At 52.9% G+C, this 26434-nt stretch carries 19 protein-coding genes and 1 riboswitch; of the genes, 9 read left to right on the plus strand and 10 right to left on the minus strand.

Annotated features, from left to right (window positions below):
• A partial coding sequence (locus ACQKE4_RS11390) for a transposase (protein WP_427388466.1) occupies window positions 1-576 on the plus strand: 576 nt, incomplete at its 5' end.
• A gap of 105 nt (window positions 577-681) precedes the next feature.
• Here the strand turns inward: ACQKE4_RS11390 and ACQKE4_RS11395 are convergent.
• The 3 genes from ACQKE4_RS11395 to ACQKE4_RS11405 all read right to left on the minus strand — a co-directional run bounded on the left by ACQKE4_RS11395 (window position 682) and on the right by ACQKE4_RS11405 (window position 3372).
• On the minus strand, window positions 682-1587 hold the full coding sequence (locus tag ACQKE4_RS11395) for a hypothetical protein (protein ID WP_427388467.1): 906 nt from the start codon (window positions 1585-1587) through the stop codon (window positions 682-684).
• Window positions 1588-1825: 238 nt separating this feature from the next.
• Window positions 1826-2875, minus strand: a complete 1050-nt coding sequence (locus tag ACQKE4_RS11400) for an SPFH domain-containing protein (RefSeq protein ID WP_427388469.1) — start codon at window positions 2873-2875, stop codon at window positions 1826-1828.
• Window positions 2876-2877: 2 nt separating this feature from the next.
• On the minus strand, window positions 2878-3372 hold the full coding sequence (locus tag ACQKE4_RS11405) for a nodulation efficiency, NfeD-like protein (protein ID WP_427388471.1): 495 nt from the start codon (window positions 3370-3372) through the stop codon (window positions 2878-2880).
• 122 nt (window positions 3373-3494) lie between these two features.
• On the opposite strand from ACQKE4_RS11405, the gene copM reads away from it, so the two are divergent.
• Window positions 3495-3941, plus strand: a complete 447-nt coding sequence (gene copM, locus ACQKE4_RS11410; protein ID WP_290833943.1) for a CopM family metallochaperone — start codon at window positions 3495-3497, stop codon at window positions 3939-3941.
• Window positions 3942-4030: 89 nt separating this feature from the next.
• Window positions 4031-4747 carry a trimeric intracellular cation channel family protein gene (locus tag ACQKE4_RS11415; RefSeq protein ID WP_427388472.1) on the plus strand — a complete coding sequence of 239 codons (717 nt, stop codon included), beginning with the start codon at window positions 4031-4033 and terminating at the stop codon, window positions 4745-4747.
• A 7-nt stretch (window positions 4748-4754) separates the two neighbouring features.
• On the opposite strand, the gene ACQKE4_RS11420 is transcribed toward ACQKE4_RS11415, so the two are convergent.
• Entirely contained in the window at window positions 4755-7697 is a 2943-nt protein-coding gene (locus ACQKE4_RS11420) for a hypothetical protein (RefSeq protein ID WP_427388473.1), read from the minus strand.
• Window positions 7698-7806: 109 nt separating this feature from the next.
• Here ACQKE4_RS11420 and ACQKE4_RS11425 point away from each other — a divergent pair, with 109 nt between their 5' ends.
• The gene (locus ACQKE4_RS11425; RefSeq protein WP_427388475.1) at window positions 7807-8520 is read left to right on the plus strand and encodes a DUF3581 family protein; all 714 of its coding nucleotides are present in this window, start codon (window positions 7807-7809) and stop codon (window positions 8518-8520) included.
• A gap of 65 nt (window positions 8521-8585) precedes the next feature.
• On the opposite strand, the gene ACQKE4_RS11430 is transcribed toward ACQKE4_RS11425, so the two are convergent.
• From ACQKE4_RS11430 to ACQKE4_RS11445, 4 genes are all read right to left on the minus strand, one after another.
• Window positions 8586-10298, minus strand: coding sequence for a potassium/proton antiporter (locus ACQKE4_RS11430; RefSeq protein ID WP_427388476.1), 1713 nt, complete (start codon window positions 10296-10298; stop codon window positions 8586-8588).
• 568 nt (window positions 10299-10866) lie between these two features.
• The gene (locus ACQKE4_RS11435; protein WP_427388477.1) at window positions 10867-11733 is read right to left on the minus strand and encodes a transglutaminase family protein; all 867 of its coding nucleotides are present in this window, start codon (window positions 11731-11733) and stop codon (window positions 10867-10869) included.
• Window positions 11730-14141: a circularly permuted type 2 ATP-grasp protein gene (locus ACQKE4_RS11440; RefSeq protein WP_427388478.1), complete on the minus strand. Its 2412-nt coding sequence runs from the start codon at window positions 14139-14141 to the stop codon at window positions 11730-11732. Before ACQKE4_RS11440 ends, ACQKE4_RS11435 begins: the two co-directional genes overlap by 4 nt.
• A gap of 82 nt (window positions 14142-14223) precedes the next feature.
• Window positions 14224-17574, minus strand: a complete 3351-nt coding sequence (locus ACQKE4_RS11445) for a DUF2126 domain-containing protein (protein WP_427388480.1) — start codon at window positions 17572-17574, stop codon at window positions 14224-14226.
• A 364-nt stretch (window positions 17575-17938) separates the two neighbouring features.
• Here ACQKE4_RS11445 and ACQKE4_RS11450 point away from each other — a divergent pair, with 364 nt between their 5' ends.
• Together ACQKE4_RS11450 and ACQKE4_RS11455 are read left to right on the plus strand one after the other, a co-directional pair.
• Window positions 17939-19420, plus strand: a complete 1482-nt coding sequence (locus tag ACQKE4_RS11450; protein ID WP_427388481.1) for a circularly permuted type 2 ATP-grasp protein — start codon at window positions 17939-17941, stop codon at window positions 19418-19420.
• 4 nt (window positions 19421-19424) lie between these two features.
• On the plus strand, window positions 19425-20435 hold the full coding sequence (locus ACQKE4_RS11455) for an alpha-E domain-containing protein (protein WP_427388483.1): 1011 nt from the start codon (window positions 19425-19427) through the stop codon (window positions 20433-20435).
• An 11-nt stretch (window positions 20436-20446) separates the two neighbouring features.
• Here the strand turns inward: ACQKE4_RS11455 and ACQKE4_RS11460 are convergent, their stop codons facing one another.
• A complete protein-coding gene (locus tag ACQKE4_RS11460) occupies window positions 20447-21502 on the minus strand; it encodes a zinc-binding metallopeptidase family protein (RefSeq protein WP_427388484.1) in 1056 nt (351 codons plus the stop codon).
• A gap of 280 nt (window positions 21503-21782) precedes the next feature.
• Here ACQKE4_RS11460 and ACQKE4_RS11465 point away from each other — a divergent pair, with 280 nt between their 5' ends.
• Window positions 21783-23282: a CoA-acylating methylmalonate-semialdehyde dehydrogenase gene (locus tag ACQKE4_RS11465; protein WP_427388485.1), complete on the plus strand. Its 1500-nt coding sequence runs from the start codon at window positions 21783-21785 to the stop codon at window positions 23280-23282.
• An 85-nt stretch (window positions 23283-23367) separates the two neighbouring features.
• On the opposite strand, the gene ACQKE4_RS11470 is transcribed toward ACQKE4_RS11465, so the two are convergent.
• Window positions 23368-24060 carry a hypothetical protein gene (locus ACQKE4_RS11470; RefSeq protein ID WP_427388486.1) on the minus strand — a complete coding sequence of 231 codons (693 nt, stop codon included), beginning with the start codon at window positions 24058-24060 and terminating at the stop codon, window positions 23368-23370.
• Window positions 24061-24257: 197 nt separating this feature from the next.
• Between ACQKE4_RS11470 and ACQKE4_RS11475 the strand changes: the two genes are divergently transcribed.
• Both ACQKE4_RS11475 and ACQKE4_RS11480 read left to right on the plus strand, forming a co-directional pair.
• Window positions 24258-24848: a peroxidase-related enzyme gene (locus ACQKE4_RS11475; RefSeq protein ID WP_427388487.1), complete on the plus strand. Its 591-nt coding sequence runs from the start codon at window positions 24258-24260 to the stop codon at window positions 24846-24848.
• Window positions 24849-24927: 79 nt separating this feature from the next.
• A riboswitch (TPP riboswitch) is annotated at window positions 24928-25036 on the plus strand.
• The gene (locus tag ACQKE4_RS11480) at window positions 25026-26405 is read left to right on the plus strand and encodes a sodium:solute symporter (RefSeq protein WP_427388488.1); all 1380 of its coding nucleotides are present in this window, start codon (window positions 25026-25028) and stop codon (window positions 26403-26405) included. It overlaps the preceding riboswitch by 11 nt.
• Window positions 26406-26434: the final 29 nt, after the last annotated feature.

The following is a 26434-nucleotide window of genomic DNA, read 5'->3' on the forward strand; positions in this document are numbered from 1 at the left end:
GACTATATCGTGGGTATCGGCAAGAACAGTCGGCTGCTCAAGGAAGTGGACGTGCCCATGATGCTGGTGCGCAAGACCCAATGGCAGGTGGGAGGCAAAGTAGCAGAGACGTTCCGCTTCCCGTATCAAGCACACTCCTGGAAGTACCCACGCTGGGTGGTGGCCCGTCTGGAAGAAAGCGAGTTGGGCTCCAACCCCCGGTTTATCATCAGCTCCCGTTACGACGACGGCTTCAAGCTTTACTACGAGCAGTACTGTGCTCGTGGCGACATGGAAAACCGAATCAAGGATCAACAACTGAGCCTGTTTGCTGACCGGACCTCCAGCACGCACTGGTGGGCCAACCAGTGGCGGCTGATCTTATCGGGCTTCGCCTATACGCTGTTCGAGCGCTTACGCACTTACCTGAAGAAGACCCCTTTTGAGCGCATGAGCCCAAGCAACCTACGGCTAAAGCTCATCAAGGTGGGCGCGGTCATCATCCGCAATACGCGGCGCATCCGTGTGTTGATGAGTGACAGTTACCCCTATAAAGCGGAACTATCCGATCTCGTCAGGCGGTTGGTGCCGAGCTGAATGCTCGGGCGCCCCCGGCCCGACGCAATGGGGGAAAGGGGGAAGTGTGTCTGAACGACGGGGAGTGGTTAAAAAGTAGGCAATTTAAGCCGTGCCAACAGTTTTTTAGTGGCATTCCGTCTTGGGTGCAGTACTTGCTGAGGTGCTATGAGAAATCCGGGCTAGGTGCAGTCTCCATAGCTGCGTCAGCCACCGCTTCGCAGTCCCCTCGAACCAATGGCTTAGCAGCAGTCCCAGCGCGACCGGTAATATATAGTAGCTAGCTGCTCGCAGCGTATCCCAGGCTAATGCATTGTCAGCGATCAGTTGGCGAACCGGTGCCTCTGCAAGCAGCATCATGCCAGACGCATAGGCAAACAGGGCTATGGCTCCAAACCCCTTACGTTCAGGGCCTATGAGAGCGAAGATAGTGGCTAGAATCGCGAGTACCAATACCAGTGCGCTTACGCCTAAATCTTGGGCAGAATCCTTGATAATTTGTTTGAGAACATCTATGCGCTCCATCACCTGAACTTCGCCCCATAAGCCGATGCTGGTGTAATAGGAGTAGAGGCGGAAGGTGAGGATTTGACCCGCAGCATTTTCAGGTAGATCAATCATGTGCCAGGGCCAGCCCGCAAAGTCTCCCCGGCCCTGCTCATCAAATTCCCCGTATTGATAAACCAGTTCATCGCCAAGGTAGGCTTGGCCAATGAGGTTCATGCTGGTTATGTAGAGAACAGGATCATTCCAATCGCCTTCAAGGAGCGTTGTTCTCAGCCAAAGATGCTGATGATTTTCGCGCCCAGGTGGGTTGGAAGGGGAGGCTGCGGTTTGCCAATCAATGGCGTCACTATGCAGCCATGCAGGTGTCCCATTAGTATTTCGTGGAGAGTCTCCCCAGCGATACTCCCAATGTTGTAGAGACTGAGGCGAAGTGTCCGCTATTAGAGCACCAGAATATGCCGCTAACATGGCAAGTGTTAGGCATAGTAAAAGGCTGTGGCGTATGGCGAACCCACGGGATGGCATGGTGAACGTCCTGATTTTTTGCAAACTTGCATTCCGCTGATCAATGCACCATCCGCAGACACATCAAGCGGTTGATGTTGCATGTTGCTCATGCCTCTGAGCAATGAATACCAGTTTAGCTAAAAACTTGGCTTAGGCGCTGATGTTTTCTTCAACGCTAGTTAAAGCATAAATAATAAAAAAGCCGAGCCATTAATGGCCCGGCTTGATGATACTTAAAGTGCAAATTGATTAAATCTTAGTGACCGCTGGCCGCACCACCTACAATCCCGCTACGAAAATCGTTGTCACTGGTACGGTTTTTAAGATGATTTGCCACGGTATCTTCAGGCGAGCCTGCCATTTCTCGGAACATGCCCATCGAGCCAAGTAGTGCCGAAGATTCGTAAGGTACGAACACGCGCTCACCTTTTTTGGCCATATTAGGTAGCACCTTGATATAGCTCTGACCCAGCAGATAGCCGACAACGGTACGTTTATTCTCTTCACTATCACCAATGGCATTGAGTACTAGCTTAATTGACTCCTGCTCACCTTGAGCGCGCAGAATCGCTGACTCTTTATCACCTTGAGCATTAAGGATCGAGGATTCACGCTGACCTTGGGCCATGGCAATCGCTGCTGATTTTTCACCTTCCGCTTCGGTGACGGTGGCACGCCGCTTACGCTCAGCGGCCATTTGCAGGCGCATGGCGGTTTCCACTTCTTCCGGCATGGCGATATCTTGCACTTCGACCCGTGAGATTTTGACTCCCCACTTAGAAGCTGGCTCTTCCATGGCGGCTTGAATCTCGTTGTTTACTTCTGCACGGGACTCAAACAGTTTATCCAGTTCCATTTTGCCGACGACGGAACGCAGCGTGGTTTTGGCCAATACTTCTACCGCCTGGCTCATATTTTCCACTTCATAAACAGCACGTTTTGGATCAATGATCTGATAGTAGAGCGCACCGTTGATACGCACCGTGACGTTATCTGTGGTGACGACCGGCTGGCCAGGGAAATCCATTACCGTTTCACGACGGTCAATGCGGGTTTCATCTGTGGTAATAGCGGTGTAGTCCTCACCCATTTTGCGATAGCGCAGCATGGTGATAGCACGTGGTTGTTCGATGAAGGGAATAATGATGTTAATACCGCTCTCAAGCACGCGGTGGAACGAACCTAAGCGTTCAACCACCATCACTTCAGATTGGCGAATAATGATCAAACCTTTAGAAATGATCACTACCGCGATCAAAACAATAATAAGGCTTATTAGTAAACCTGGGCTAATAGGTAAATCCATCGTTAAGGCTCCTTGCGTGGGGAATTGTCATCTTGAGGGGCGATATCTGCGGGCTGATGTAGTGTGACCAGCGCAGTGGTGCCTTCAAAGCGTCTGAACACGACCGGTGTACCATTGGGTAACTCCGTTTCACCGCTTTCAAGTACGCGTAAACGGTAGAAATCGCCGTTTACCTTAATGCCGGTGGCATCATCGAAGTCGCGTCGTTGTGTGATGTAGTGATTGCCTTTCTCTACGCCAGTGCCTGTCGTTCCATAGGCGACGCCACGTGGCGAAAAGCGCGGACGAATGACCATGACGCATATCGGTACCAGCAAGCCGGTAAAAATAGCCATGCTGATTAACTGCCAGGGCAGCGTTAATCCCAACGCAGTCACGGCGGCTGTGAGGGCTGCGGCAATACCCAGTGCCAGTAGCACCATGGCACCCGATGTTAATTCACCCAAGCTAAGCAGTAGCGCCAGCACTAGCCATGTATAGGCGGGATTCCAATCCATAAACACTCCTAAAACCAATTAATGGCATACCCCTAGGGTAACTCATTAACGGCCTCTTGACCTGCAGGCAGCCCACAGGTTCTAGACTTAATGTGTAACTTTTTATTCATAGGAGAGTGGTTATGTGGTTATCAAAACAAGTGTCTGGCATCAATGAGCGTTTCTCAAGAACGTGCAAGCGGTTTACGTCGGGTGCGCCATTTATAGTGGCAGGATTGCTGATAGCTCCCTTCAGCTATGCCCACCACCATGAGGCTGAGGAGCAGCACGAGGGGCATAACCATCATGAGGAAGCAAGTCAACAGCATGCAAATGACCCCGCAGTAGCCGCTTATCAAGCAGCCAACGATAAAATGCATGAAGACATGGCAATGTCGTTTACTGGCAACCCCGATGTAGATTTCGCAAAAGGCATGATTCCTCATCATGAAGGCGCTATTGCCATGGCTGAAATAGTGCTGCAATACGGGGAAGATGAAAAAATTCGCCAACTAGCGGAAGAAATCATTGCCGCCCAAGAGAGTGAAATCGCTTTCTTAAAGGAGTGGTTGGATGAAAAAAGGCATTAAGCCGTTTTTTGGATAGAGCTCTATGCCAGTAACACTCACGACAGTGCTATTCTGCCTGCCTAAACGATGAGGATATAAAGGGGAAGCGGGTGACGGGCGTGATTTATTGGCTGGATATGGCGGGCGTAATGGTATTTGCGCTATCAGGCGTTATCTTGGCGTGTCGGTCACGAATGGACCCGATAGGTATGCTGGTGTTGGCAGCGGTAACGGGTATTGGTGGTGGAACATTGCGCGACCTGGTGCTGGGAGTGCGCCCGGTATTTTGGGTGACCGACCCAACTTACTTGTGGGTCATTATGGCGACAGTAGGGGTGTCGTTGGTAGGGTTTCACTACATTCACCGCCTCTCGCGCGGTTTTTTACCTGTTGCTGATGCCTTTGGTTTAGCGCTATTTACCGTGATTGGCACGCATAAAGCTTTAATGTTAGGTACATCGGGTGTAGTGGCCGTGCTGATGGGCATGATGACCGGTGTGGCAGGCGGCATGATCCGTGATGTGCTCGCCCAGCGGGTGCCGATGGTGCTCCGTGAGGAGGTTTACGCCACAGCCGCCATCGCGGGCGGCACGGTTTACGTACTGCTACATAGTCTAGGTGCACCCCTTATGCTAGCGATTGGTGCGGCGTTATTAGTCACTCTGTCTCTACGCTTAGCGGCCATTCATTGGCATTTAGCGTTGCCGGTATTTGCCTGGGTAACGCTGCCCCCGAAACCAACTGATGATGCTGCCACACCGCTCTCCACACCTCAAAAAGCCAAAGAGCGGGTGAGGATGATTCGCCGTGAGCGAAATAAGCGCTAGGCCATCATTACATGTTGTTAGCTTCTCGCCAGCGGTCAAACCAGCGTCTCGGTTGAATAACCCGTAGGGTGGGGTCGCTGTCGTTAAGCTCTACCGCTACTCCAACTGCGCCGAGGCGTGCATAAAGCGCGCCGTTTGCGCTGCCGTCAGCCAGAGTGACATCTGAAAGCAGCAGCAAAGGCCCGCCGGTTAAGGTTAGATCGTGCAAGCCTATTTGGTTACCGTTGACCAGTAACCGGGCAGTGCCACGTATGTTGTGCACGTTTAACAGGCGCCCAAGCCAGTCGCTATCCCGCGCGCGGGCGAGAAATAGCCGAGCAAGCAGGCCGGTATCGCGCATTTCAAGACGAAGTTGGCTTGCTAAGCGGGGAGGGTCTGCCCAGTCCAACTGCGCATCAAGCATGGAGAGCTGTACCCACCACCCCGTGTCTGCTGTGCTGTTGTTACTCAATCGAGCGATGTTTTCCAAGCGGAGAAAGGAGTCATCGGCAGTAAAGCGGCGTGTTTCGAGGTCGCCATCGGTCAAGTGTAAATAGAGCTGTAAATCGCCGCGCAGCCGCTGTTCCAGCAACGCCAAATCTGCACCAAAGGCCCGCAGTGTGATTTCACCTTGGGCGTTTAAACCTTCCAGCAACCACTCACTCTCCAGGCTAGCTTGCCCACCTAATAGCGTAATACCTGCACCTGCCGGCAAATAACGGTTGTAGCGAGTGAAATCGGGCACATCGGTAATCGGCATCGCAATGCGGGTGGTGAAGTGCTCGGGTCGGGGAGATTCAAGCACCTCGCTAAAGCGCTCAGTTTGCGTGGTGAGAGCAAAGTGACGCCCTTCCAGGTGGGGGCTGTCATCCTCTTGGCGGCCTAGCGTAAAGCGCGGAATGCCGAGTGATAGTTGGGCATGTTCGGTGCTATCCAATTGGGCAGTGAGCTCACCTCGGCCAGTGGCAAGGTAGTCTAAAAAAGTCACTTCAAGCTGATCAGCATTAATACGCAGCCGTGTCGGGGCTAATAAATCGTCATCTCGAAAAGCGCCCTGAGCAAATAGCTGCCCCTCGCCCGTGATAGTCAAACCATGGGCGTCAGGTAAAAAAGCGTTTAAAAAGCCAAGCTGCTGCACAGTTCCTTCAAGTGCGAATTGACCACTTGGAACATTGTCACGCCTTTGAAAACGGCCGTCGGTTAAGATCAGTATGCTTTCTAGTTGCTCAGTTGGTTGGTCAATATCGGCTACTTGCCAGCTTAATCGTGTGCCGCTGATATTCAGCGCTGAGCCGTCTAGCGTTGCCTGACGTAGCGGCAGGGAAAGCTGCATATTGCTGGTTAAGGTTCTGGCGTTTTCGCCCTGTTGCCAGCGTGTGGTGAGCCCTTCGCCGGCTAAATATGCCTCGCCACTTAACTGATCTGACGCCATAACAAGGTATCCGTGACTGGCTGCTTGTCCGCTAAGCACTTGAATCGGGGCGGGGTCAGGCAGTAGGGCGCCCAGGTAGCTTTGTAGCACGCTGATATCAGGCAGGCGTGCGTCTTGCCAGCTTAACGTCGCGGATGCTTCTTCACGCGCTTTTTCTGGATCAATGGGACTGGTGGCGATTACCTCAATATCAGCATCTTCAAGCAATAAACGGTCATGGTGGTGCAGTGTGGCCTCGGTAAAATTAAGCGCCGCCTCAATAATCTCTTGTGGCGCAAGCGTGGCAATAAGTGAGCCGTTACCCTGAACGACGAAGCCGAGCGTATCCGCCATCAGCGCATTCGCCTGAATAGTTAGCTTGCCATCATAAGGGCGCGACTCGCGAATACTCGCTTGAGCGTCGATTTGGCCATGACCAGAAAGGTGAATGCCCTGGCCTTCAAAGCTAGCCTCAAGGTAGCGGTCAAGCATATCCAAACGTGTGATATCGCCTTGTAAAGAGAGCGTAGCTGCCGTGGGAAGATCAAGTTGATCCAAGCGCTGATTGGGTATCTGTGTGGCAAGGTGTAGCTCAGCGTGATCTGCATAGGGGTGTGAATCGGCCAGCTCAACATCAGTAAGCTGCGTCGAAAAATGCAGTTGGTCGTTCTCAACCGCCAAGCGAACCTGGCCTTTGCCGGTAGCGGTATGACGTGGTGGTTGGCTATCAGCAATTAGCCAACGTGGCGAGTCGCTGGGTGTGCGTAGGCGCTGTTCATCCACTGCTAAGCGCAGCACAGGGGCGTCCAGCGTTAATACACTAGCAGGCTGTAACTCCCCGGCTTTTAGCTCGAGTGCGCCCATTAGCACTCCGCGTCCATCAAGGGTTAGCCAAGGCAGGGTATCTAGATAGGGCATAAAGACATCCCAGGCATCCGCGTGGGCATCAATCTGGAGCTGGGTGGAAAGCGCCGCTAATAAATCTGGATTCAGTTCTCCGCTGGTATTATCAACGGGATTAATGGTGCTGAGTGTTGCATCAGCGTTGAGATTGATATCGCGCACTAAGATTACTTGATCACTCAGACGAACTAAACGACCATTAGTAATGGCGAGTGAGAAATGAGGAATTGCTAGGGTATCGCGACTCAACGTGGTATTCACTACGTGTAGCTGGCCTGCGGCTTCTAAGGCGATATCACCAACGGTTAAGCGACGGATTCCTTCAGTATCCAGTGTTTTGATATGCAGCTCTCCGCGCAGTAAGCCCAGCAACGAGAGCGAAAGGGTGGCGCGTTCGGCCTCCACTGAGATGGGAAGTGCTTGATCTTCACGGGCTAAATAGAGCCCCTCTACCTCCCATCTCCCTGGGTGGCGACTGACGCCTTGATCCCAGCGAATTTCAATGCCATCGAACTGGGAAATGCGCGCAGGTAGCCACTGACTATTAAGTAGCCAATAGCTGCCAGCCATCCAAATAAGGATGATAAACAGTAGGCCAATCAACACCTTAAGAAGTAGGCGAGGTAGGCGTTTTTTACGAGTGTTCGCGTCGGACATAGTGGCTTCCCTAGCAGATAACTCCTGTTGGGGCGTGTTTTATGGCATTATGCGTGACGTTGGGCAGTGACGGGTTTTCGATTTCAACGCTAGGCAGGCAACAAAAGCCATGTTCAAGGATTTTTACACGCAGCGCGGAGAGTATGTCGTAATCTCTGCAGAGCAGGCCAGCCGTTTCGCCAAAGGCGTGGCTGGTGATTACAACCCTATTCATAATCCGGATGCACGCCGCTTTTGTGTTCCCGGCGATCTACTCTTTGCACTGGTACTCGCAAAATTTGGGTTATCGCGGCAAATGGAGTTTCGCTTCACCAACATGGTGAGCGCAGACACGCCGCTTAAGTTTAGCGAAGCAGATAACGGCTCGATTCACATCTTTGATGAGAGTGGCAAATGCTACTTACAGGTCGTACGTAGTGGCGACATTACCCACGATACTGTCGCAGTGGAAGCGTTTGCGCGCTGTTATGTTGCCTTTTCAGGCAAAAATTTTCCTCACTACCTAAAGCCGCTAATGGAGCAGCATGGGGTAATGTTTAACCCTAAACGCCCCCTGGTGATCTACGATAGTATGGGGTTTTCACTCGAGCGGTTAGATGGCTTTTCACCTGGTTTGACGCTGAACCAGTCGTCGCTAGATGTTCAGGGTAAGCGCGCCGATGCGCTACTTGATTTCTCAATTGAATCCGCCGGCGACGCGGTGGGAGTAGGCTCCAAGAAACTTGTGGTGAGTGGTTTGTGTCGCTATGACGCCGACGAAATGGCCGCTATTGTTGAAGAGTTTTACCGCTTAAAGGCCGCTTATGAGACGGCTTCAGCGTAGGTCACACCCTTGGCAATGACTGCTTAGCTTCACCGTGAGGCTAAGCAGTCCACTTCCCTGTTTGACTAGGCTTTGACCGTTAATCCTACTGTCGTAATACGCCCGCCGAGTGTTTCCAGCACTGCCAGCGTGATCCCCTCAAGATGTATTGAGGCACCCACATCGGGTTGGTGGAGCAACGTATTGCGCAGTAACGAATCCAACGTCATTTGCCCATCTTCTTGTGTGATAAATAAACCATAAGAGTGGCGTAAATCTTCAACCTTGGTGCTGCCTTTTAACTTAAGTTCTTGGTCGGGAAGTTCTTCGCTAACGACGCCGATGGCATCTGAAAAGACGCAGTCTATAAAGGGGCGCGTCTCGGGGCGCAGTACCACAAATAGATGATCACCGGCCATGAGCTTTGTTGAGCCGCGCGGTGGTATTACATCTTTACCTCGGGTAATCATAGCGACCACGGTGGTGTCTGGCAGGGCCATTTGCGAAAGTCGACGACCTGCCGCTCGCGGGTGATCACTCAAGGTGTACTCGACAATATCGGCATCTACGTCTTCCAGGGCGGTAATTTCAAGGCTCGCCGCAGGTACCGCCGGTGGTTTTTCAGTTAAGCCCAGTTTACGCGCCACAATCGGCAGCGTCGTTCCCTGGATGGTCGCCGAGATCAGCACGACGAAAAACACCACGTTAAAGATTAGCTCAGCCCCTTCCAGGCCAAACATTAACGGGAAAATGGCTAAGATAATCGGCACCGAGCCACGTAACCCGACCCAGGCGACCAAGCTGGTTTCACGAGCATTAAAACCGAACAGTTTCATAATCGGTATAACGGCAATTGGGCGGGCCACCAAAATAAGCACCGCGGCAATCAGTAGCCCTTCCAGCCACACATCCAGCAGTGAAAGCGGGTTAATCAATAAGCCTAGCACCACAAACATGACGATCTGGCTTAACCAGGCGAGCCCATCATGGAAAAGAAATGTGCTGCGCTGAAAAGCAATGCGGTGGTTGCCTATGAAGACACCCGTTAGAAAAATAGCCAGGAAACCACTACCGCCGACGTTGGCAGAGATACCGAAGGAAAGAAAGCCACATGCCGCCACCATAACGGGATAGAGTCCTGAGGCGACAAGGTGGATACGGTTAATCATTTTAACCGACGCCCAACCTACTCCAAGTCCGACTAAAGCCCCTACCCCCATTTGCACCACAAACAGCTTAAGTAGCCCCACGCCTGGCTCCATATTATTAACCAGCACTTCCAGCAAGCCTACGGTTAAGAAAATGGCCATTGGATCGTTTGAGGCGCTTTCAATCTCCAGCGTCGATTTCAGTTTTTTATTAATATGGATGCCAGCATTACGCAGTAGTGAAAAGACTGCTGCGGCGTCGGTCGAGCCGACGATAGCGCCTAGCAAAAATCCATCTAAAAGCGGCAGACCTAAAATATAGGCAGCGGCTAAGCCGGTAATTAAAGCGGTAATTAATACCCCAAACGTGGCAAGTAACGAGGCAGGCTTCCATACTTTTTTAATTGATGCAGTGGGCGTTTGAAGCCCACCATCAAAGAGAATGATAGCCAACGCCAGTGTACCTAAGGCATGGGCGCCAACGGGATTGTCGAAGGCGATACCGCCAACACCGCTTTCGCCAGCCAGCATGCCTATCACCAAAAACAGCACTAACACAGGTAAGCCCAAACGAGCGGATAGCTTGCTCGATACAATGCCTACCAATATCAAAATAGCGGCAAGTAAAATGAGATGATCAACGGGAAACATAAAGTGAGAACCCTTTTAAACGGAACTTTCAACACGCGCAGATAAACAGCCTGCGCCATGCTAATAACAGTCAAATAATGGTTAACTAACTTGCAGCGAAATTAGGAGGAGCTCGGTTTGGGGGGAGAACAGCATGGCAAGAGCAGGCGTCGTTGGAGACGATGCCATTTACAACCGATTTGTAAGTAAGTACTGAGGCTAGCGTTAATGTAGCACTAGGCAGCCCTATATCATTGCTAGAAAGTTCAAGTGCTTTTAAAAGCTCGTCCGCCGTCTGACGCTTAAGCGTTTCATTTCTGATCCGCAGTTTCGCGGGAAGCGGGGCGATGCTGTACTGAGTTGAATGGCTATGGACGCTTTCATCGGCTTGATGCAGCGACGCAAAATGGGGTTTGTGAAATTGTTCAACAGCACCCAAGAGTAGGATAAAAAGACAGCCTAGGAGTAGACGCTGGGAAGCCCATTGAGGAGTATATCTAGCGTTTCTAAACCTCCTCCCATGCCACATCATATCTTCCTTGAGTAAACGGTTGCTGTGCTTTTATACCTTAGCTGAGAGCAGTTTGCATTAGCTTGCCAGTGGCATTACGTCAACTTCTACTTCCAGTCGGTGTTCGCCGCCACCATTCATCACGCCTTTTAGCGGTGCCACATCGGCGTAGTCACGCCCCCAGGCGAGTACCGGATGCTGCTCTCCTGCTACGGTACCGTTAGTCGGGTCGAGCGCCAGCCAACCCCATTCAGGCACCCAGGTCGCTAACCACGCATGGGAGGCATCGGCGCCAATCAGGCGCGGTTGTCCTGGTGGCGGCTGGGTCTCCAAATAGCCACTGACATAGCGGGCAGCGAGCCCTACCGAGCGCAGTGCGCCAATCGCTAAGTGGGCAAAGTCCTGGCATACGCCACGGCGGTTGGCGAGCACATCGCTTAATGGGGTGGCGAGCGTGGTAAAGCTGGGGTCATACTCAAACGTTTTGTAAATCAGCTCATTCAGCGCCAATGCAGCCTCGACTATTGGCCTTCCTGGCGTAAAGCAACTGCGCGCGAAGGCGGCTAACTCATCATTACGGCGAATAAACGGAGAATCCAAGCGGTATAGCTGAACGTCAAAGCTATTATCCTGACTGAGCTTTTGGGCAACGCTCTCCCACGTTGGCGAGCTGCTTGGCAGGGCGGCTAACGGTTGCGTGTTCAGCGGCGTAACCACCGTCACATCAAGCGTTTGATGTACTTCTTCCATAGCAAAGTAGAGGACCCTGTTGCCGAATACGTCGCGGCGCTCCATTTGCACTTGGGGAGCAGGCGTGATCAGTAGCTCAGAAGCGCCACACTGCTGGTGTGGTGTTTTACGGGGAAGCACACGTGCTTCGCTATGGCACAGCGTCACTGGAGCGCTGTAGTGGTAGCGGGTGGTATGCCGCAGCGTATAGTTCATGCATCGGGCTCCATACTAACTAGCTGGCGTGGCCGCTCTACGTGACTGAAATGACTTTGACTAATCGCTTCAGAAAGCGCGCTCAATGGCTCAATGAGCGCGTCTAGCAATTGCTCTAAGGCGTCTTGCGCCGCTGGCGTATCGGCTAAGTGGCTCAAGCGATCAATGTCGGCAAGGTGTAGTGCAGCGTTGGCTTGAATGAGCAGCCTTCGCTCAGCGTTTCGGTAGGGCGATGAACTTCCCGGCAGGCGATCCATCTGCCGCTCGATACGTTTTAGCATATAGCCCACCGACCGTGGATTCGTCTCATCAAACAGCAGCAGATCCAAAATCGCCGCAGGATGAAGTTCGCTGCGGTAACGCCGCCGATAGGCAGTGAAGTTGTCGGTGGTAGCAAGTACCACTTCCCATAGCGCCAGCCCCGGAGTATGAGGTGCATTGAGGATCAGTTTTAGCAGCGAAAGTAGTCCTAATACGCGGTCTAAAAAGCGGCCAATATCCATAAACCGCCAGCCAAAGTGGTGGGGCATGGTTTCATTACACAGACCAAAGAAGGCGGCTAACTGGGCAGAAAGACCCTCGCAGGCACGTCTAGCAGCACTGGCCCCTAGACTTGGGTTAAAGGTAGCTATGCGCTGATGTAGCTGATGCACCACGCGCCAGGAGTCGTCGCCCAAATGGTCACGTACACTGCGGGCATTGCGCATTAACTGAGAAAACAGCGGCTGCAACGCCTGTGGGTCTACATCATCAAACTGGGCCAGCAAGGCGGTACGCTTTAGTTCAAAGCCAATTAGCGGTGCTTGTAGACGGTGTTCGTCATCTTCGTTCAGCGTGGTGATATCCAGTGCCAGCAGGAGCTCATCCAGCAGTTGATCGGCGATCTCATCTTGATCGTACTCCATCAACCGGTGAAGCGCTTCACGCAGTAGGCGTGCCCGGGTGTCTAGCCGCTCGCCATAGCGACCTAACCAAAACAGGCCTTCGGCCACTCGGCTGGGTAAGTCAGTACCATCACGGGTGGCGACCACCGGCCCACGCGCTTGGCGTAGCTGGCTGACATGAGGCTGAGGCGTTGCTGCCGTTACCCATACATCCTTAACTATCGTGCTACTCATTGAGGGGGAACCCGGTTCGCCTACCCAGGCTAAACCACCAGGCATTACCTGATACTCGCCTGCTAAATTGGCCTTAGTCGATGCACTCACCGGCGTTCGAGTAATAAAACAGCGCAAATTAATCGTCGAAGGTTCTAGCCGCTGCAGGTAGCTGTCAAAAACAGGCGCAGTGGCAGACTGAGTGTTGGCGTCTGCATTGGCGAGCAGTAATGGTTCGCCCAGTAAATGCTCACACAGTGCAGGCAGGTAGTCGGCCAGCGCTGGCGATTCCAAAACACCGACACCCAACGCATTGGATAATGCAACACCGCCCGCGCGCATCGCTTGCAATAGCCCGGGCACCCCTAACTGCGAATCGCCACGTAACTCCAGCGGGTCACAGTAAGCGTCGTCGCAGTGGCGAAGTATCACATCCACCGGCTGTAAGCCGCCTAAGGTGCGCAACCATACTTGCGTATCGCGAATGACTAGGTCTTGCCCTTCCACTAGCGCAATATTGAGATAGTTGGCCAAATAAGCGTGCTCAAAATAGCGTGGGCTTGCGGGGCCAGGCGTCAATAAGATAAGCGTCGGGTTATCGCGGTGCTGGTAGGCCATGGCGATGAGCGTACGGTGGTGCAGGTCAAGAAATCCGGCTAACCGCTTGAGGGGCGCATTACGGTACATATCCGGCAGCGCGCGGGCCATCAAAATACGGTTTTCAAGTGCAAAACCGGTGCCTGAGGGGGCCTGCAGCCGGTCAGCCATGACTCGCCAATTGCCTTGCGTATCTTGAATGACATCCACACCATGAAAGTTGATGGGTGCGCGCTCACTGGGCAACGAGTGGTGGCAGGGCAGTAAAAAGTGCGGTGAGGCAAGCAGCTCCTGAGTGGGCAATAAGCCAGCGTCAAAGAGTGTTCTTGCCCCATAAATATCATCATAAAGAGCAGTCAGCAGACGGCTACGTTGGGTAAGCCCCGCTTCCAGCACTTGCCACTGCGCTTCTTCAATTACCCAGGGTAGTGGGTCGAGCCGCCACGAACGTCCCTGGGTTTCATCGTGCATATTAAAAATTACGCCGTTTTCAGCTAATAGGCGTTGGATCTCTTCATGCTGCTGGTAGCGGCCTTCCGGGCCAAGTCCTTCCAACGAGCCCAATAAGCTTTGCCAACCAGGGCGTAGCTGGCCTTGGCCATCGAGCATGGCGTCAAACGTGCCGGGCTGTCCCTTGCCTAGCTGATTCAAGTAATCCTCAACGAGCCCTTGAGTTACGGGCGCGAGAAGCGAGGGAGAGACAGGGGCCGTCATTATCCTTGTAATCCTGAGAAGTAGGGGGCGGATTATCCTGCACTGGCTGCTAAGAGAAAAGCATTAGCGTTGTTAAAAATCTTTAACTAGGCGACCAGCGCAGATCGAGCGTTAGCGGCAGTTCCAGGCTGGGTGTTTCCACCTTGGGTACTTGGTGACCATGGCGATGGCCGCTATCACTAAAGCGGCCTAATCGACGGGCTTCAGCCTCAAACGCATTGACAGGGAAGGTGTCGAAGTTACGCCCTGTCGGATGTACCACATAATAGGTGCAGCCTGCTACCGAGCGCTGATTCCAAGTGTCGATCACATCAAACACCAGCGGTGCGTGAATCGGAATCTGCGGGTGCAGCGCCGAGGGCGGCTGCCAAGCACGATAGCGCACGCCCGCGACGGCTTCGCCATTTCTGCCGGTGGCCGAAAGAGGAACACGACGCCCATTGCAGGTAACCACATAACGGTCACCGCTCATGCCGCTCACTTTAACTTCGAGGCGCTCAACCGATGAGTCAACGTAGCGGGCAGTGCCGCCCGCCGAGGCTTCTTCGCCAAGCACATGCCAGGGCTCGATGGCTTGACGCAGTTCGATATCCAGCATGGGAGTATGTAAGCGGCCATGTAGCGGAAAACGGAACTCTAGGAACGGGGCAAACCACTCCAGATCAAAATCAAATCCGTGTTGACGCAAGTCCCCTAATACATCGTCAAGGTCACTCCATAGGTAGTGGGGGAGCATCCAGCGATCTTGTAATGCACTGCCCCAACGTACTGGCTTGGCCCGGTAGGGGGTTTTCCAGCAGCGTGCTACGAGGGCGCGGATCAGCAACATCTGCATTAAGCCCATGCGGGCATGGGGCGGCATCTCGAAGCCGCGTAGTTCCAGTAGGCCTAAGCGACCACTATCGCTATCTGGCGAATAGAGCTTATCAATACAGAATTCGGCTCGATGTGTGTTGCCGGTTAAGTCAGTCAGCAGGTGGCGCAATAAACGATCTACCAGCCAAGGCTGCACAACCTCGCCTTCGGGCATTTGCTGCAGGGCGATTTCCAATTCGTATAGCGCTTCATGGCGGGCTTCATCCACCCGCGGCGCTTGACTGGTCGGGCCAATAAACAAACCTGAAAAAAGGTAAGAGAGGCTTGGGTGATGCTGCCAGAAGGTGACGAGGCTGGCCAGCAAATCGGGTCGGCGTAAAAACGGCGAATCTTCCGGGGTAATCCCGCCCAGGGTCACATGGTTACCGCCACCGGTACCGGTGTGGCGCCCATCCAGCATAAATTTCTCGGTACCTAAGCGAGTTTCCCGCGCCTCAGCATAGAGGCGTTCAGTTTGTGCCACTAAGGTTTGCCAACTGGCGGCGGGCATAATGTTGACTTCGATCACGCCTGGGTCGGGGGTGATCATAAAGTTTTCTAGGCGCGGGTCCCGGGGTGGAGAGTAGCCCTCGACCATCACAGGGCATGCAAGCTCTTTAGCACACTCTTCAACGGTGCTGAGCAAATCAAGATAATGCTCTAGGTTAGTGAGCGGGGGCAGGAAAATATGCAGGCGGCCATCACGCGGCTCAACACACAAGCTGGTGTGAATAATGCCACTTTCTCTGTCGGCATCTGCCCGCGGCTGCTGTTGAACGGATTCGCCTTCAGGATGTGATGGGCTTGGGTGGCTAGAGCGACCTAGGCGTTCAGCATCGCTGATATGCAGCTGTTCAGCGTTACGACGGGCCACTTCGCCGTGAATATCACCGAGCTCCGGGCGTGGAGCAAACAGCGATTCTGGCTGAGCTTGCTCTTCAGGGGCTGCCCAAGGCAGTGCCGAAAGCGGTAAACGCAGGCCCATAGGTGAGTCGCCGGGTACCAGGAAAAGGTGGTCACGCTTGAGCGGCCAGCGGCCACTCTCCCAGCGGTGAGCTTGGCTGATGGAGTGGCGCAGGGGTAAGGCATAGCCTACAACCTCGTCTAAACCTTGCTCCAATAGCCGCGCTAAACGGTGGCGTTCAGCATCATCTTTGAGATTGGTTTTGCGCGGGTCAACCTGAACGGGCAGCGACTGCTCTTTCCAAAGGTAGTAGTAAGCGTCTTCATAGGCTGGAATCCAGTAGCGCTCGGCCACGCCTAAGCGCTCACTGAGTGCCTTGAGAAAGCGTTGAGCCATCGCATCGTCAGCGTTGACCTCAGGGGCGCCTTCCAGGCAGGCCAGCCATTTTGGGTCGCGCCAAAGTGGTACGCCATCTTTACGCCAGTAGCAGGCCAGCGCCCAACGCGGCAACGGTTCGCCGGGATACCACTTGCCTTGCTGTTGCTGAATGGCACTACCAGGCGCATAGGCGGCTCGCAGGCGCGTTAGCAGTGCCTCCGCACGCTCTCGCTTGTGATCGCCCAAGGCTTCGGTATTCCACTGTGGGCTCTCCATATCGTCGATCGATACAAACGTGGGCTCCCCGCCCATGGTGAGGCGTACATCTTCCTGGAGCAGTTCGGCATCCACCTCGTCGCCGAGGGCGCAGATACGCTGCCACTGCTCATCGCTGTAGGGCTTGGTAACGCGCGGGTCTTCGTGGATACGCTCCACTTGCATGGTCACATCGAAAGTAACTTCGCACTTATCCGAAAATCCGGTGATGGCCGCCGCACTGCCGGTGGTGGGTGTTGCGGCGAGCGGTATATGGCCTTCACCTGCAAACAGGCCTGATGTGGGGTCCAGCCCCACCCAGCCTGCGCCGGGTAGGAATACCTCGGTCCAGGCGTGTAGGTCAGTAAAATCCACCTCGCTGCCGCTGGGGCCATCCAGCGCTTTGACATCCGACTTGAGCTGAATGAGATAGCCCGAGACAAAGCGTGCGGCTAGACCAAGGTGGCGGAAAATTTGCACTAACAACCAAGCGCTGTCGCGACACGAACCGCTGGCTAGCGTTAACGTTTCTTCGCAGCTCTGCACGCCGGGCTCTAGGCGTACAAGATAGCCAATATCGTTCTGCAAGCGCTGGTTTAGCGCGACCAAAAAATCGACCGTGGTAGTGGGTTCCCGAGGAACGGCTTTAAGCCACTCCATTAGCTGCGGCCCAGATTCAGTAATCTCTAAATACGGGCTTAATTCTTGGCGTAACGCATCTGGGTAGGTAAAAGGAATTTTCTGTGCAATGTCATCCAAGAAGAAATCAAAGGGGTTAATGACGGTCATTGGGGCAATTAGCTCGACCGCAATCGTCAGCTCTTTACGCGGTTCGGGGAAAACCACCCGTGCGTTGAAGTTGCCGAAAGGATCCTGTTGCCAGTTCAAAAAGTGGTCATCACCGGAGACTTTGAGCGAGTACGCCTCAATGTGGGTACGGCAGTGGGGCGCCGGACGCAGCCGAATAACGTGGGGCGAAAGACGCACTGGGCGGTCAAAGTGGTAAGTCGTACGATGATACAAGGCAACGCGAATGGTCATGGGCCACCCTCAAAAGAGCCATTATCAACCGGAAAGTCGGTTGAGCTAAGGAATAACTAAATATTTGGCAAGTATCGTTCCACTTTTACTTTTTTGCAGCCGGTATATTAATTAAGCCGTTTAAGTAAAGTGGAAAAGAGTCTATGCACCAAAGTGAGGCTGTTTTAATGCACTAAAATGAAGCAATTAACCAAATGTTTTCAGTCAAACTTCCTGTCAAGTAGCGTTTGAGTAAGCAAACGTTGAAATATCGCAAAAGATGGTACGTATATTGCTCTTAAATGTTTGATTGTTTTGCGCGCGGCAGGCCTACACTGAGCATTAAGGAAGTTGCCGCTTCCACCCCAGCGCCAGGAGAGCGCCCATGAGCCAAGTGAATTGGAATAACTATGCGTGTCGTGACTATTACGATGAGCTGATGGCTGCACCCGGTCAGCCACGCGAGTCAGCGGGTGAATTGTGCAACATGTTGGCAAAGTTTAGCGCAGAAGAGTTAGCCGAGCGGAAAACCGCCGCAGAGATTGCTATACGTACCATGGGAATTACCTTCACAGTTTATTCGGAAGGCGCAATGATCGACCGCGCCTGGCCCTTTGATATCGTGCCGCGCATCATCCCCGCCAGTGAATGGCGTAAAACAGAGGCGGGTCTCAAGCAGCGCGTTCAAGCACTTAATTTATTTATTGATGACCTTTACCACGACCAAAAAGTTATTAAGGACAAGGTATTGCCCGCTGAAGTGCTGGCACAGTCGGTTAATTTTCGTCCTCAGTGTGTTGGCATTAACCCGCCCCATGGCGTTTGGGCTCATGTTTGTGGCTCCGACTTAGTGCGCGGTGGCGATGGTACCCTGTATGTGCTGGAAGATAATCTGCGCATTCCTTCCGGCGTCTCCTACATGCTGGAAAATCGCAACGTCACAAAGCGCGTTCTGCCGGAGCTGTTTGCCTCAGGCAAAATCCTGCCGGTCGATGACTATGTGGCCAATCTTTACGACATGCTGGCTGCGATGTCGCCACGCCCTGGGGATGACCCGCAGGTGGTGGTGCTAACCCCTGGTATTTATAACTCCGCCTACTTTGAACACGCCTATCTTGCTCAGCAAATGGGGGTGGAGCTGGTACAAGGCAGTGACTTGGTCGTCGATGACGATGACGTGGTTTATATGCGCACCGTAGAAGGGCGCCGTCGCGTCGATGTCATTTACCGTCGCGTTGACGATGAGTTTTTAGATCCGGAAGCGTTTAATCCTGAATCAATGCTAGGAGTAGCGGGCCTAATGCGCTCTTGGCGGGCAGGAAAAGTAGCCTTAGCCAATGCGCCAGGTGCCGGGGTGGCGGATGATAAAGTTGTCTATGCTTTTGTGCCCGCTTTGATTCGCTACTACCTCGACCAAGAGCCGCTGTTGCCTAATGTGCCGAGCTATCTGTGCATGTTTGAAGATGATCGCCGCTATGTGCTTGATCACTTGGATGAACTGGTCGTGAAGCCCGCCAATGAGTCAGGCGGCTATGGGATGCTGATTGGTCCACGCTCGACCAAAGAGACTCGGGAGGAGTTTGCTCGGTTGATCAAGGCCAATCCACGTAACTACATGGCCCAGCCCACCCTCGATCTTTCCACCACACCCACGTTAACCAATGGTTTGCCTCAGCCGCGCCATGTTGATTTGCGGCCCTTTATTCTTTCAGGTCCTGAGATTCACGTGACTACCGGTGGTCTTACGCGGGTGGCGTTAATCGAGGGCTCTCTCGTGGTGAACTCCTCCCAGGGCGGTGGTAGCAAAGATACCTGGATTGTGGAAACTGACGAAAAGGCGGCAGAGGCCGCGGTGAAAGGAGCCTAACGCCATGCTGTCACGCGTTGCAGAGAACCTCTACTGGATGGCGCGTTATATTGAGCGTGCAGAAGATACCGCACGATTACTGAGCGTCAATAGCCACCTTATGCTTGATTTGCCCGGTCGCTTACCGTTGGGCTGGGCGCCGCTTATTGAAATGACCGGCAGTTTGGAAACGTTTACAGCCCGTCACGCCACCTTTGATGAGCGCAATGTCGTACACTTTTTATGCGCCGATGCCGACAATGATATTTCGATTATCTCGGCGCTCGCGAGTGCTCGCGAGAACTTAAGAACCACCCGGGATGTGGTGCCTCGTGAAATTTGGGAAGAGGTCAATCAGCTCTATCTGAGTGTGGCCGATCACGCTGAAAATGGTGTGAGTCCTCGGCGCAGAGACAGTTTTCTTAAAAGTGTGATTCGCGGCTGCCAGGGGCTGACAGGTCTTATTGAAGGTACCTTGAGTCATGGCCCGGCGCGCACCTTTATTGAGTTAGGGCGTCAGTTAGAGCGCGCGGACATGACCACACGCATCGTGGATGTACGCTCAGCCAGCCTACTGCCACAAAACCCTGAAGAGCTGCTGCCATTTGAAAACCTGCAGTGGATGAGCGTCCTGAAATCACTCACCGCTTATCAAATGTACCGCCAGCAGGTGCGCTTACGCGTACGAGGACCCGATGTGCTGCGCTTCTTATTACAAGATCCGAACCTTCCACGTTCAATTGCCTGTAGCTTAGAGACGCTGGGTCATGAACTGACGTTACTGCCACGACAGGACCGGCCAGCAGCGACGGTTTCGTTGGTGCGAGCCGACGTAGTGGATGCCGATATCCAAGCGCTAGCTCACTCGCCCAGTAAGTTACATGCCTTTATCGACGAACTTCAAATTGGCTTTGCTGCTATTCACGATACGCTAAGTGCGACCTATTTTGTCAATGACGATAGTGTGCCCCGCGTGACGCAAACTCAAAGTCAGAGCCAAAGTCAAAGCCACACGGGTGATAACGATAACGACTAACTCATCGGCGACTAACGTTCTACGGGGTTGGCGTCCTGAATGATTTTATGCAGGTACGCCAGCTTCTCACGCACCGGTGGTGCAAGTACCGCCGGGGCTAAATCAAGCAGGCCCATATCGCGGTTAAGTTCGTTGACTGCCATGCCTACCTGATGGAAGGCAATCAGCATGCTATCAAGCGAGCCATCGTACTCAACGTGGGTAATACCCATATGCAGGGCCGTATCTAACACTGCCACCATATCTAAATAGTAAGCGAAGGTTTCGGCAAAATCTTCCCAAGGGTGCATGGTGGCGTAAGCGGAGATAAAACGGGACGGCCAATCAGCGGGGGCCCCCTGCTGATAATACTGCTCAAGTGCTTCTGAATAGCTGGGGCGGTGGTGATTACCAAACACTGCACGGCAAGCTTCTTCATCGCGCTCTTTAACCAGCACATCCCAGTAGTAGTGGCCGATTTCGTGGCGAAAATGGCCAATCAAGGTACGATGGGACTCATTCATATCGACCCGCAAACGCTCGCGCTCAACATCATCGGCTTCTTTAACGTTAATAGTGATATGGCCCGACGCATGACCGGTATACACCTTCTCTTGTTTAGCGGTAGAGCGCCATAGCCCTTGGTCGGGTAGCGCATCGGCCATAAACGAAAAGCTTAGCGGTACGGCAATAGCCTCTTCTTCTGTGCCATGGGGCAGCTTAAGTAAATCCAGGGTGTGAAACAGCCGCCGTTTTGCCGCCTCAAGCGCGGCCCAGCGCTCGCGATTTCCGTCGATGTTAAGGTCGGGAATAACATCGTTATAACGGCAGCAGTCGCATAGCGTATCGGCATGACCTTGTTCCATCACCACCATGCGGTTACAAACATTCTCAACGTTGTAGTTGTGGCATTTCATTAACGTTGCATCACAGCCTGAGTGAGTGCAACGGTAGCCACCGCTCTCTAGTGCCTCAATCGCCACAATATTGCTACAAGCGGGGCACCAGCCAACTTCAGACTGGCAGGTTAGGCAGTGAGTATTCTCATAGAACAATGGAGTGCCACAGCGACAGCTAAAGGTTTGCATATAAGTTTTCCTGTGTTTAAACACATCATACTTAGCATATGCCGTGAGCAACCCGTCAGGCACGGCACTCCTGATGGGCGAAGCATAGTCAGCAAAACCCCACTATGGAAAGGCTAATTGACGTTGCGCTGTAGATTTTGTTTACTCTTATGATGTTTGGTTGACGTTAACGTCAACTTGCTGCTATACCCAATGCTCTTGCTTTGCAGCTCAACTTTTCTAACAGCGGTTTTCACAAGCGCTTTTGAACAACAATCATAACCATAATAGGAGCAACGCTATGTCCGTCCGCGAAATCCCCATGTATATCGATGGCCAGCCAATCCAGTCGCAAAGTCAGGAGTGGCGCGACGTGGTTAATCCCGCCACTCAGGAAGTGGTTGCCCGGGTACCGTTTTGTACCGCTGATGAAGTAGAGCGTGCTATCAGCAGCGCTAAAGAAGCGTTTAAAGAGTGGCGCAAAGTGCCGTTGGGCAAGCGCATGCGTATTATGCTTAAGCTGCAGGCGCTGATTCGTGACAACACCGCTGAGCTAGCTGCACTGATTACAGAAGAGCATGGTAAAACCTTACCTGATGCGGAAGGTGAAGTAGGTCGTGGGTTGGAAGTCGTTGAACATGCCTGTTCGATTACCTCTTTACAGCTGGGTGAACTGGCAGAAAACGCCGCCAATGAGGTGGATGTATACACCATGCATCAGCCATTGGGCGTAGGGGCGGGCATCACTGCGTTTAACTTCCCCATCATGCTGCCGTGCTTTATGTTTCCGCTGGCGATAGCTACCGGCAATACCTTTGTGCTCAAACCTTCCGAGCAAGACCCCAGTTCCACCATGCGTTTAGTAGCGCTGGCACACGAGGCGGGCATTCCGGCGGGCGTGCTCAATGTGGTACACGGCGGGCCAGATGTGGCCAATCAAATTGCTGATCACCAGGATATCAAAGCGCTTTCGTTCATTGGGTCTACCCACGTTGGCTCGCTGCTTTACAATCGTGCGGCGGCCGCAGGTAAACGTATGCAGGCGATGATGGGGGCTAAAAACCACTGCGTGGTAATGCCCGATGCGAACCGAAGCCAAGCGATTAATAACCTACTAGGCTCAGCCTTTGGCGCTGCCGGTCAACGCTGCATGGCAAACTCGGTTGTAGTATTGGTGGGCGATGCGCGGGAATGGCTTAACGATATTGTCGAAGCCGCACAAGCCATGAAAGTAGGCCCGGGTACTCAGCTGGATGCGGATTTAGGGCCACTGGTATCGCCCGCAGCCCGTGAACGTGTATTGCGCTTGATTGATGCTGGTGAGAAAGAGGGCGCCAGACTGATGGTAGATGGCCGCAATATTCAGGTTGAGGGTTACCCTAACGGCAACTTTGTAGGCCCAACGCTGTTTGCTGATGTGACGGCAGACATGACCATTTATCGTGAAGAAATTTTTGGCCCGGTATTATGCGTGGTCAGCGTTGAAACGCTGGATGAGGCGATTGCCTTCATCAATGCTAATCCTAACGGCAATGGCACTTCCATATTTACCAATTCCGGCTGGGTGGCACGCCGCTTTGAGACCGATATTGATGTTGGTCAGATCGGTATCAACGTGCCCATCCCCGTACCCGTGGCTTATTTCAGCTTCACTGGGTCTCGCGCTTCAAAGCTGGGTGATTTAGGCCCTAACGGCAAGCAAGCAATCGCATTTTGGACGCAGACAAAAACCGTTACCGCGCGCTGGTTTGAACCGGAGAATGTTTCAAGCGGTATTAACAGTACGATTTCACTTGGTTAAACAACGCGGCGCTCGTTGTTAACCATTGGCCCTGCTCAATGCAGGGCCAATTTACGAGTAACAAGCAGCCATGGAGGGCTTAATTTTAAAAGTTATCAAATAAGGGGAGGCTTTGTTCAAGCAAGTGCTCAATAGGTCTGAGTTGGCTTTCATGCAGCACCAACAGCGAGGGCTCGCTCATGACATCGCTAGCCGGTGGCACTAGCAGTGCAAATTCCCCCTCTTCAAGGTGAAACTCATGTATTTCGCGCAGCCCAAGAGGGGTAATGCATTGGGAGCAGCGGTAGGTGTCATCTTCACCATAAACAAGACGGTGATACATTTTAAACAGCGTGTAGAGCGCTAAACCTCCTTCAAATGCTTGCCAGCGGACTGGCGTTTGTTGAATGTCCTTAGATAGTTCTTGACCTTCAGCTTCAGCAACTGCAATGGCGTCTGCAAGCGGGGTGGAAAGTATCGCGGTTGCATCGGCAGGCATTGGCGTATTGTGCTTAGACGCTTTTTCAAACGCCTGCACTGCATATTTGAAATCAGCCACGCTGTTAAGCGGGTAATCAATATGCTTTAGATCGTCAGGTTCAAAACCGCCATTCTCCCAGCCGTGAATGACGCGCAGTGTCATTTGGCCACGTGTCATTGGGCGGGCAAGCAACATATGTAGCATGATGCGGATATGCAACTGACGCTCATCCGTATCATTTTCGAAAGCTTGGTAGGGGTCGGCAAATAATTCATCTAGCCTACCAGGCGTATGTTCCTTGGCTTCGTTATGACTCATGGCAGTTTCCCTGTGAACGAACTGTTTATCGGAGCAGATTATATGTTTATAAGAATAGGTGGCGATTTTAATGACAGACCGATAACGCAGTATGGCGAGCGTAGCTACTGATTAAAAGTCTCTTAACTTAGCTTTTTGTTACACGTCAGCTAAGTCGTTTTAACAGGATTGTTAAACTTAACAATAAAGAGGTAATTATGTCTGCATCACTAAGCCGTTTTGATGTACCCGAAACACTTGATGACTTGCCTGAGGATATTCGCGCTGTGATTCTGGCTGTACAGGAGAAAGCAGGCTTCGTGCCTAATGTTTTCTTGATGTTAGCCCACCGTCCCGCTGAGTTTCGTGCCTTCTTTGCCTATCATGATGCCTTGATGGAGCGTGAGTCTGATACGCTGACGAAGACAGAGAAAGAGATGATTGTGGTTGCGACCAGTGCGCGCAATTGCTGCCTCTATTGCGTCGTGGCCCACGGAGCATTGGTACGGATTTATAGCAAAGACCCGCTGCTGGCTGACCAAGTCGCGATCAATCATCGTGTGGCACCGATTAGCGAGCGTCACCGGGTAATGCTCGATTTCGCCATGCACTGCGCTATCGACGTAGGTGAGATGAACGATGAGTGGCTTATGCGCCTATTGGCGGTAGGTTTTACACAGGATGATTGCTGGGATATTGGCGCCATCGCAGCGTTTTTTGGCTTGTCTAATCGATTGGTTACGCTGGCAGGTACGCCCCCTAATGAAGAGTTTTATTTAATGGGACGTGTTCCCCGTGCTGCCACTTAAGGCGCGAAGTAACCTTTAATTGAACTACCTTTTTCAGTGAGCATGAACAACGTAACGTAGGTAGAATAGCCAATCCATTCACTGTCGCCAGGGGAGCCCTGCTAAAAAGTGGCTGAGAATGCGCGCTGCGCAGACCCTGGAACCTGATCCGGTTAGTACCGGCGGAGGAAGTGCGACATGCTTTACCTGACGTCAGCCGTGCTGGGCGCGGCGTTGTGCTGCTTTGCTTATTTGGGCCTGCGCGCCCGCTGGGTAGATGGCCCCTTTGATGACTATGTGACTGCCCGAAATTCGCAAGCGGCCTCTACCCTGGGGCTCTCTTTTCTTGCATCCGGCATGGGTGCGTGGATTCTGTTTGCACCGCCTGAAATTGGCGCCTTTGTTGGCCCACTTGCCTTGGCTGGATACGCGTTAGGCTCTGCGCTGCCGTTTATTGTGCTGGGGCTTTATGGCCCTAAAATTCGCCGTGCATTGCCTGAAGGGCGTAGCATCGCCGAGTTTGCCGAGGCGTGCTACGGTCTTGGCGTAAAGCGTTGGGTAACACTGGTGTCTATTGGCTATATGGCGTGTTTTTTAGCGGCCGAGCTAACTGCCATTGGAGCGATCACTGCGTTGTTGTCAGATGTGCCGCCTGCGCTGGTGATTATCGGTGTAGCGCTTACCACACTTGTTTACACCGCGGTGGGCGGTCTGCGTGCAAGCCTTGCCACCGACCGTTGGCAAGCGTGGTTGCTCTTGGTGTTGCTGCTGGTGGTAGGCGGCGCTGTACTATGGCGACTGCCTGAAATTCCTAGCGGAGTTGAATTGCCCGCCATTCCTGTTACCAGTGCACTCAGCGTTGCATTAACACTGGTGATTGCCGTCACTGCCGCCAATCTATTTCATCAAGGGTATTGGCAACGCGTATGGGCTGCCCAAGATAACCAAAGCCTGGGGCGCGGTGCTTGGCTTGGTGGGGGCATGACGGTCGTTGTCGTGATGTTGATTGGCGGCTTGGGTATGTTGGCTGCGATGAGTGGCGTGGCGTTAGGCGAGCCACCTATGCCGTTTTTTGCGCTGCTAACGGATGCCCCAGCATGGCTAACGCTACCCGCATTAGTGTTAGCAGTGACCTTAGTTGCCTCAAGTGTCGATACATTACAAAACGGAATTGCCTCTTTATTAGCCACGCGTAGCGAGCAGCGTGGCGTTTCACTGACTGCTGCCCGCTGGGTCACCATCGCCTTGATGATTCCAGTGGTCGTCATTGCGCTACAAGGTCTATCGGTACTGAGGCTGTTTTTAATTGCCGACTTACTATGTGCTGCTATTGTGGTGCCGGTGTTGCTAGGTCTCTGGAAGCGTATGACCCCTTTGGCTGCAGTAGGCGGAGGGATTGCAGGGCTGTTAGGCGCAATTTTGCCGGGATGGGTTAGCCAGGGTAGCCTCATGGGCGGTATCGTCGCGGCGAGTTTTCCTGGCAGTATTCCAACCTTAGGACCGTTTCTTGGCGCACTGACTGCCTCAATAGTGACAAGCGTATTACTAGCGACTATGGCTAAAAAACAGTGTTTATAAAGCAGTGAAGTGCGGAACGCGGTATGCTG

It is taken from the genome of Halomonas sp. NPDC076908 (genome assembly GCF_050269715.1).
Taxonomy (GTDB): Bacteria; Pseudomonadota; Gammaproteobacteria; order Pseudomonadales; family Halomonadaceae; genus Vreelandella.

Bases quoted from the DNA above. Each gene is read 5' to 3' on its own strand.
- ACQKE4_RS11455 (WP_427388483.1), top strand. From the start codon at position 19,425: ATGCTGTCACGCGTTGCAGAGAACCTCTACTGGATGGCGCGTTATATT.
- ACQKE4_RS11430 (WP_427388476.1), bottom strand. From the start codon at position 10,298: ATGTTTCCCGTTGATCATCTCATTTTACTTGCCGCTATTTTGATATTG.
- ACQKE4_RS11425 (WP_427388475.1), top strand. From the start codon at position 7,807: ATGTTCAAGGATTTTTACACGCAGCGCGGAGAGTATGTCGTAATCTCT.
- ACQKE4_RS11445 (WP_427388480.1), bottom strand. From the start codon at position 17,574: ATGACCATTCGCGTTGCCTTGTATCATCGTACGACTTACCACTTTGAC.
- ACQKE4_RS11405 (WP_427388471.1), bottom strand. From the start codon at position 3,372: ATGGATTGGAATCCCGCCTATACATGGCTAGTGCTGGCGCTACTGCTT.
- ACQKE4_RS11400 (WP_427388469.1), bottom strand. From the start codon at position 2,875: ATGGATTTACCTATTAGCCCAGGTTTACTAATAAGCCTTATTATTGTT.
- ACQKE4_RS11440 (WP_427388478.1), bottom strand. From the start codon at position 14,141: ATGACGGCCCCTGTCTCTCCCTCGCTTCTCGCGCCCGTAACTCAAGGG.
- ACQKE4_RS11470 (WP_427388486.1), bottom strand. From the start codon at position 24,060: ATGAGTCATAACGAAGCCAAGGAACATACGCCTGGTAGGCTAGATGAA.
- copM (WP_290833943.1), top strand. From the start codon at position 3,495: ATGTGGTTATCAAAACAAGTGTCTGGCATCAATGAGCGTTTCTCAAGA.
- ACQKE4_RS11475 (WP_427388487.1), top strand. From the start codon at position 24,258: ATGTCTGCATCACTAAGCCGTTTTGATGTACCCGAAACACTTGATGAC.
- ACQKE4_RS11465 (WP_427388485.1), top strand. From the start codon at position 21,783: ATGTCCGTCCGCGAAATCCCCATGTATATCGATGGCCAGCCAATCCAG.
- ACQKE4_RS11480 (WP_427388488.1), top strand. From the start codon at position 25,026: ATGCTTTACCTGACGTCAGCCGTGCTGGGCGCGGCGTTGTGCTGCTTT.
- ACQKE4_RS11435 (WP_427388477.1), bottom strand. From the start codon at position 11,733: ATGAACTATACGCTGCGGCATACCACCCGCTACCACTACAGCGCTCCA.
- ACQKE4_RS11450 (WP_427388481.1), top strand. From the start codon at position 17,939: ATGAGCCAAGTGAATTGGAATAACTATGCGTGTCGTGACTATTACGAT.
- ACQKE4_RS11420 (WP_427388473.1), bottom strand. From the start codon at position 7,697: ATGTCCGACGCGAACACTCGTAAAAAACGCCTACCTCGCCTACTTCTT.
- ACQKE4_RS11460 (WP_427388484.1), bottom strand. From the start codon at position 21,502: ATGCAAACCTTTAGCTGTCGCTGTGGCACTCCATTGTTCTATGAGAAT.
- ACQKE4_RS11395 (WP_427388467.1), bottom strand. From the start codon at position 1,587: ATGCCATCCCGTGGGTTCGCCATACGCCACAGCCTTTTACTATGCCTA.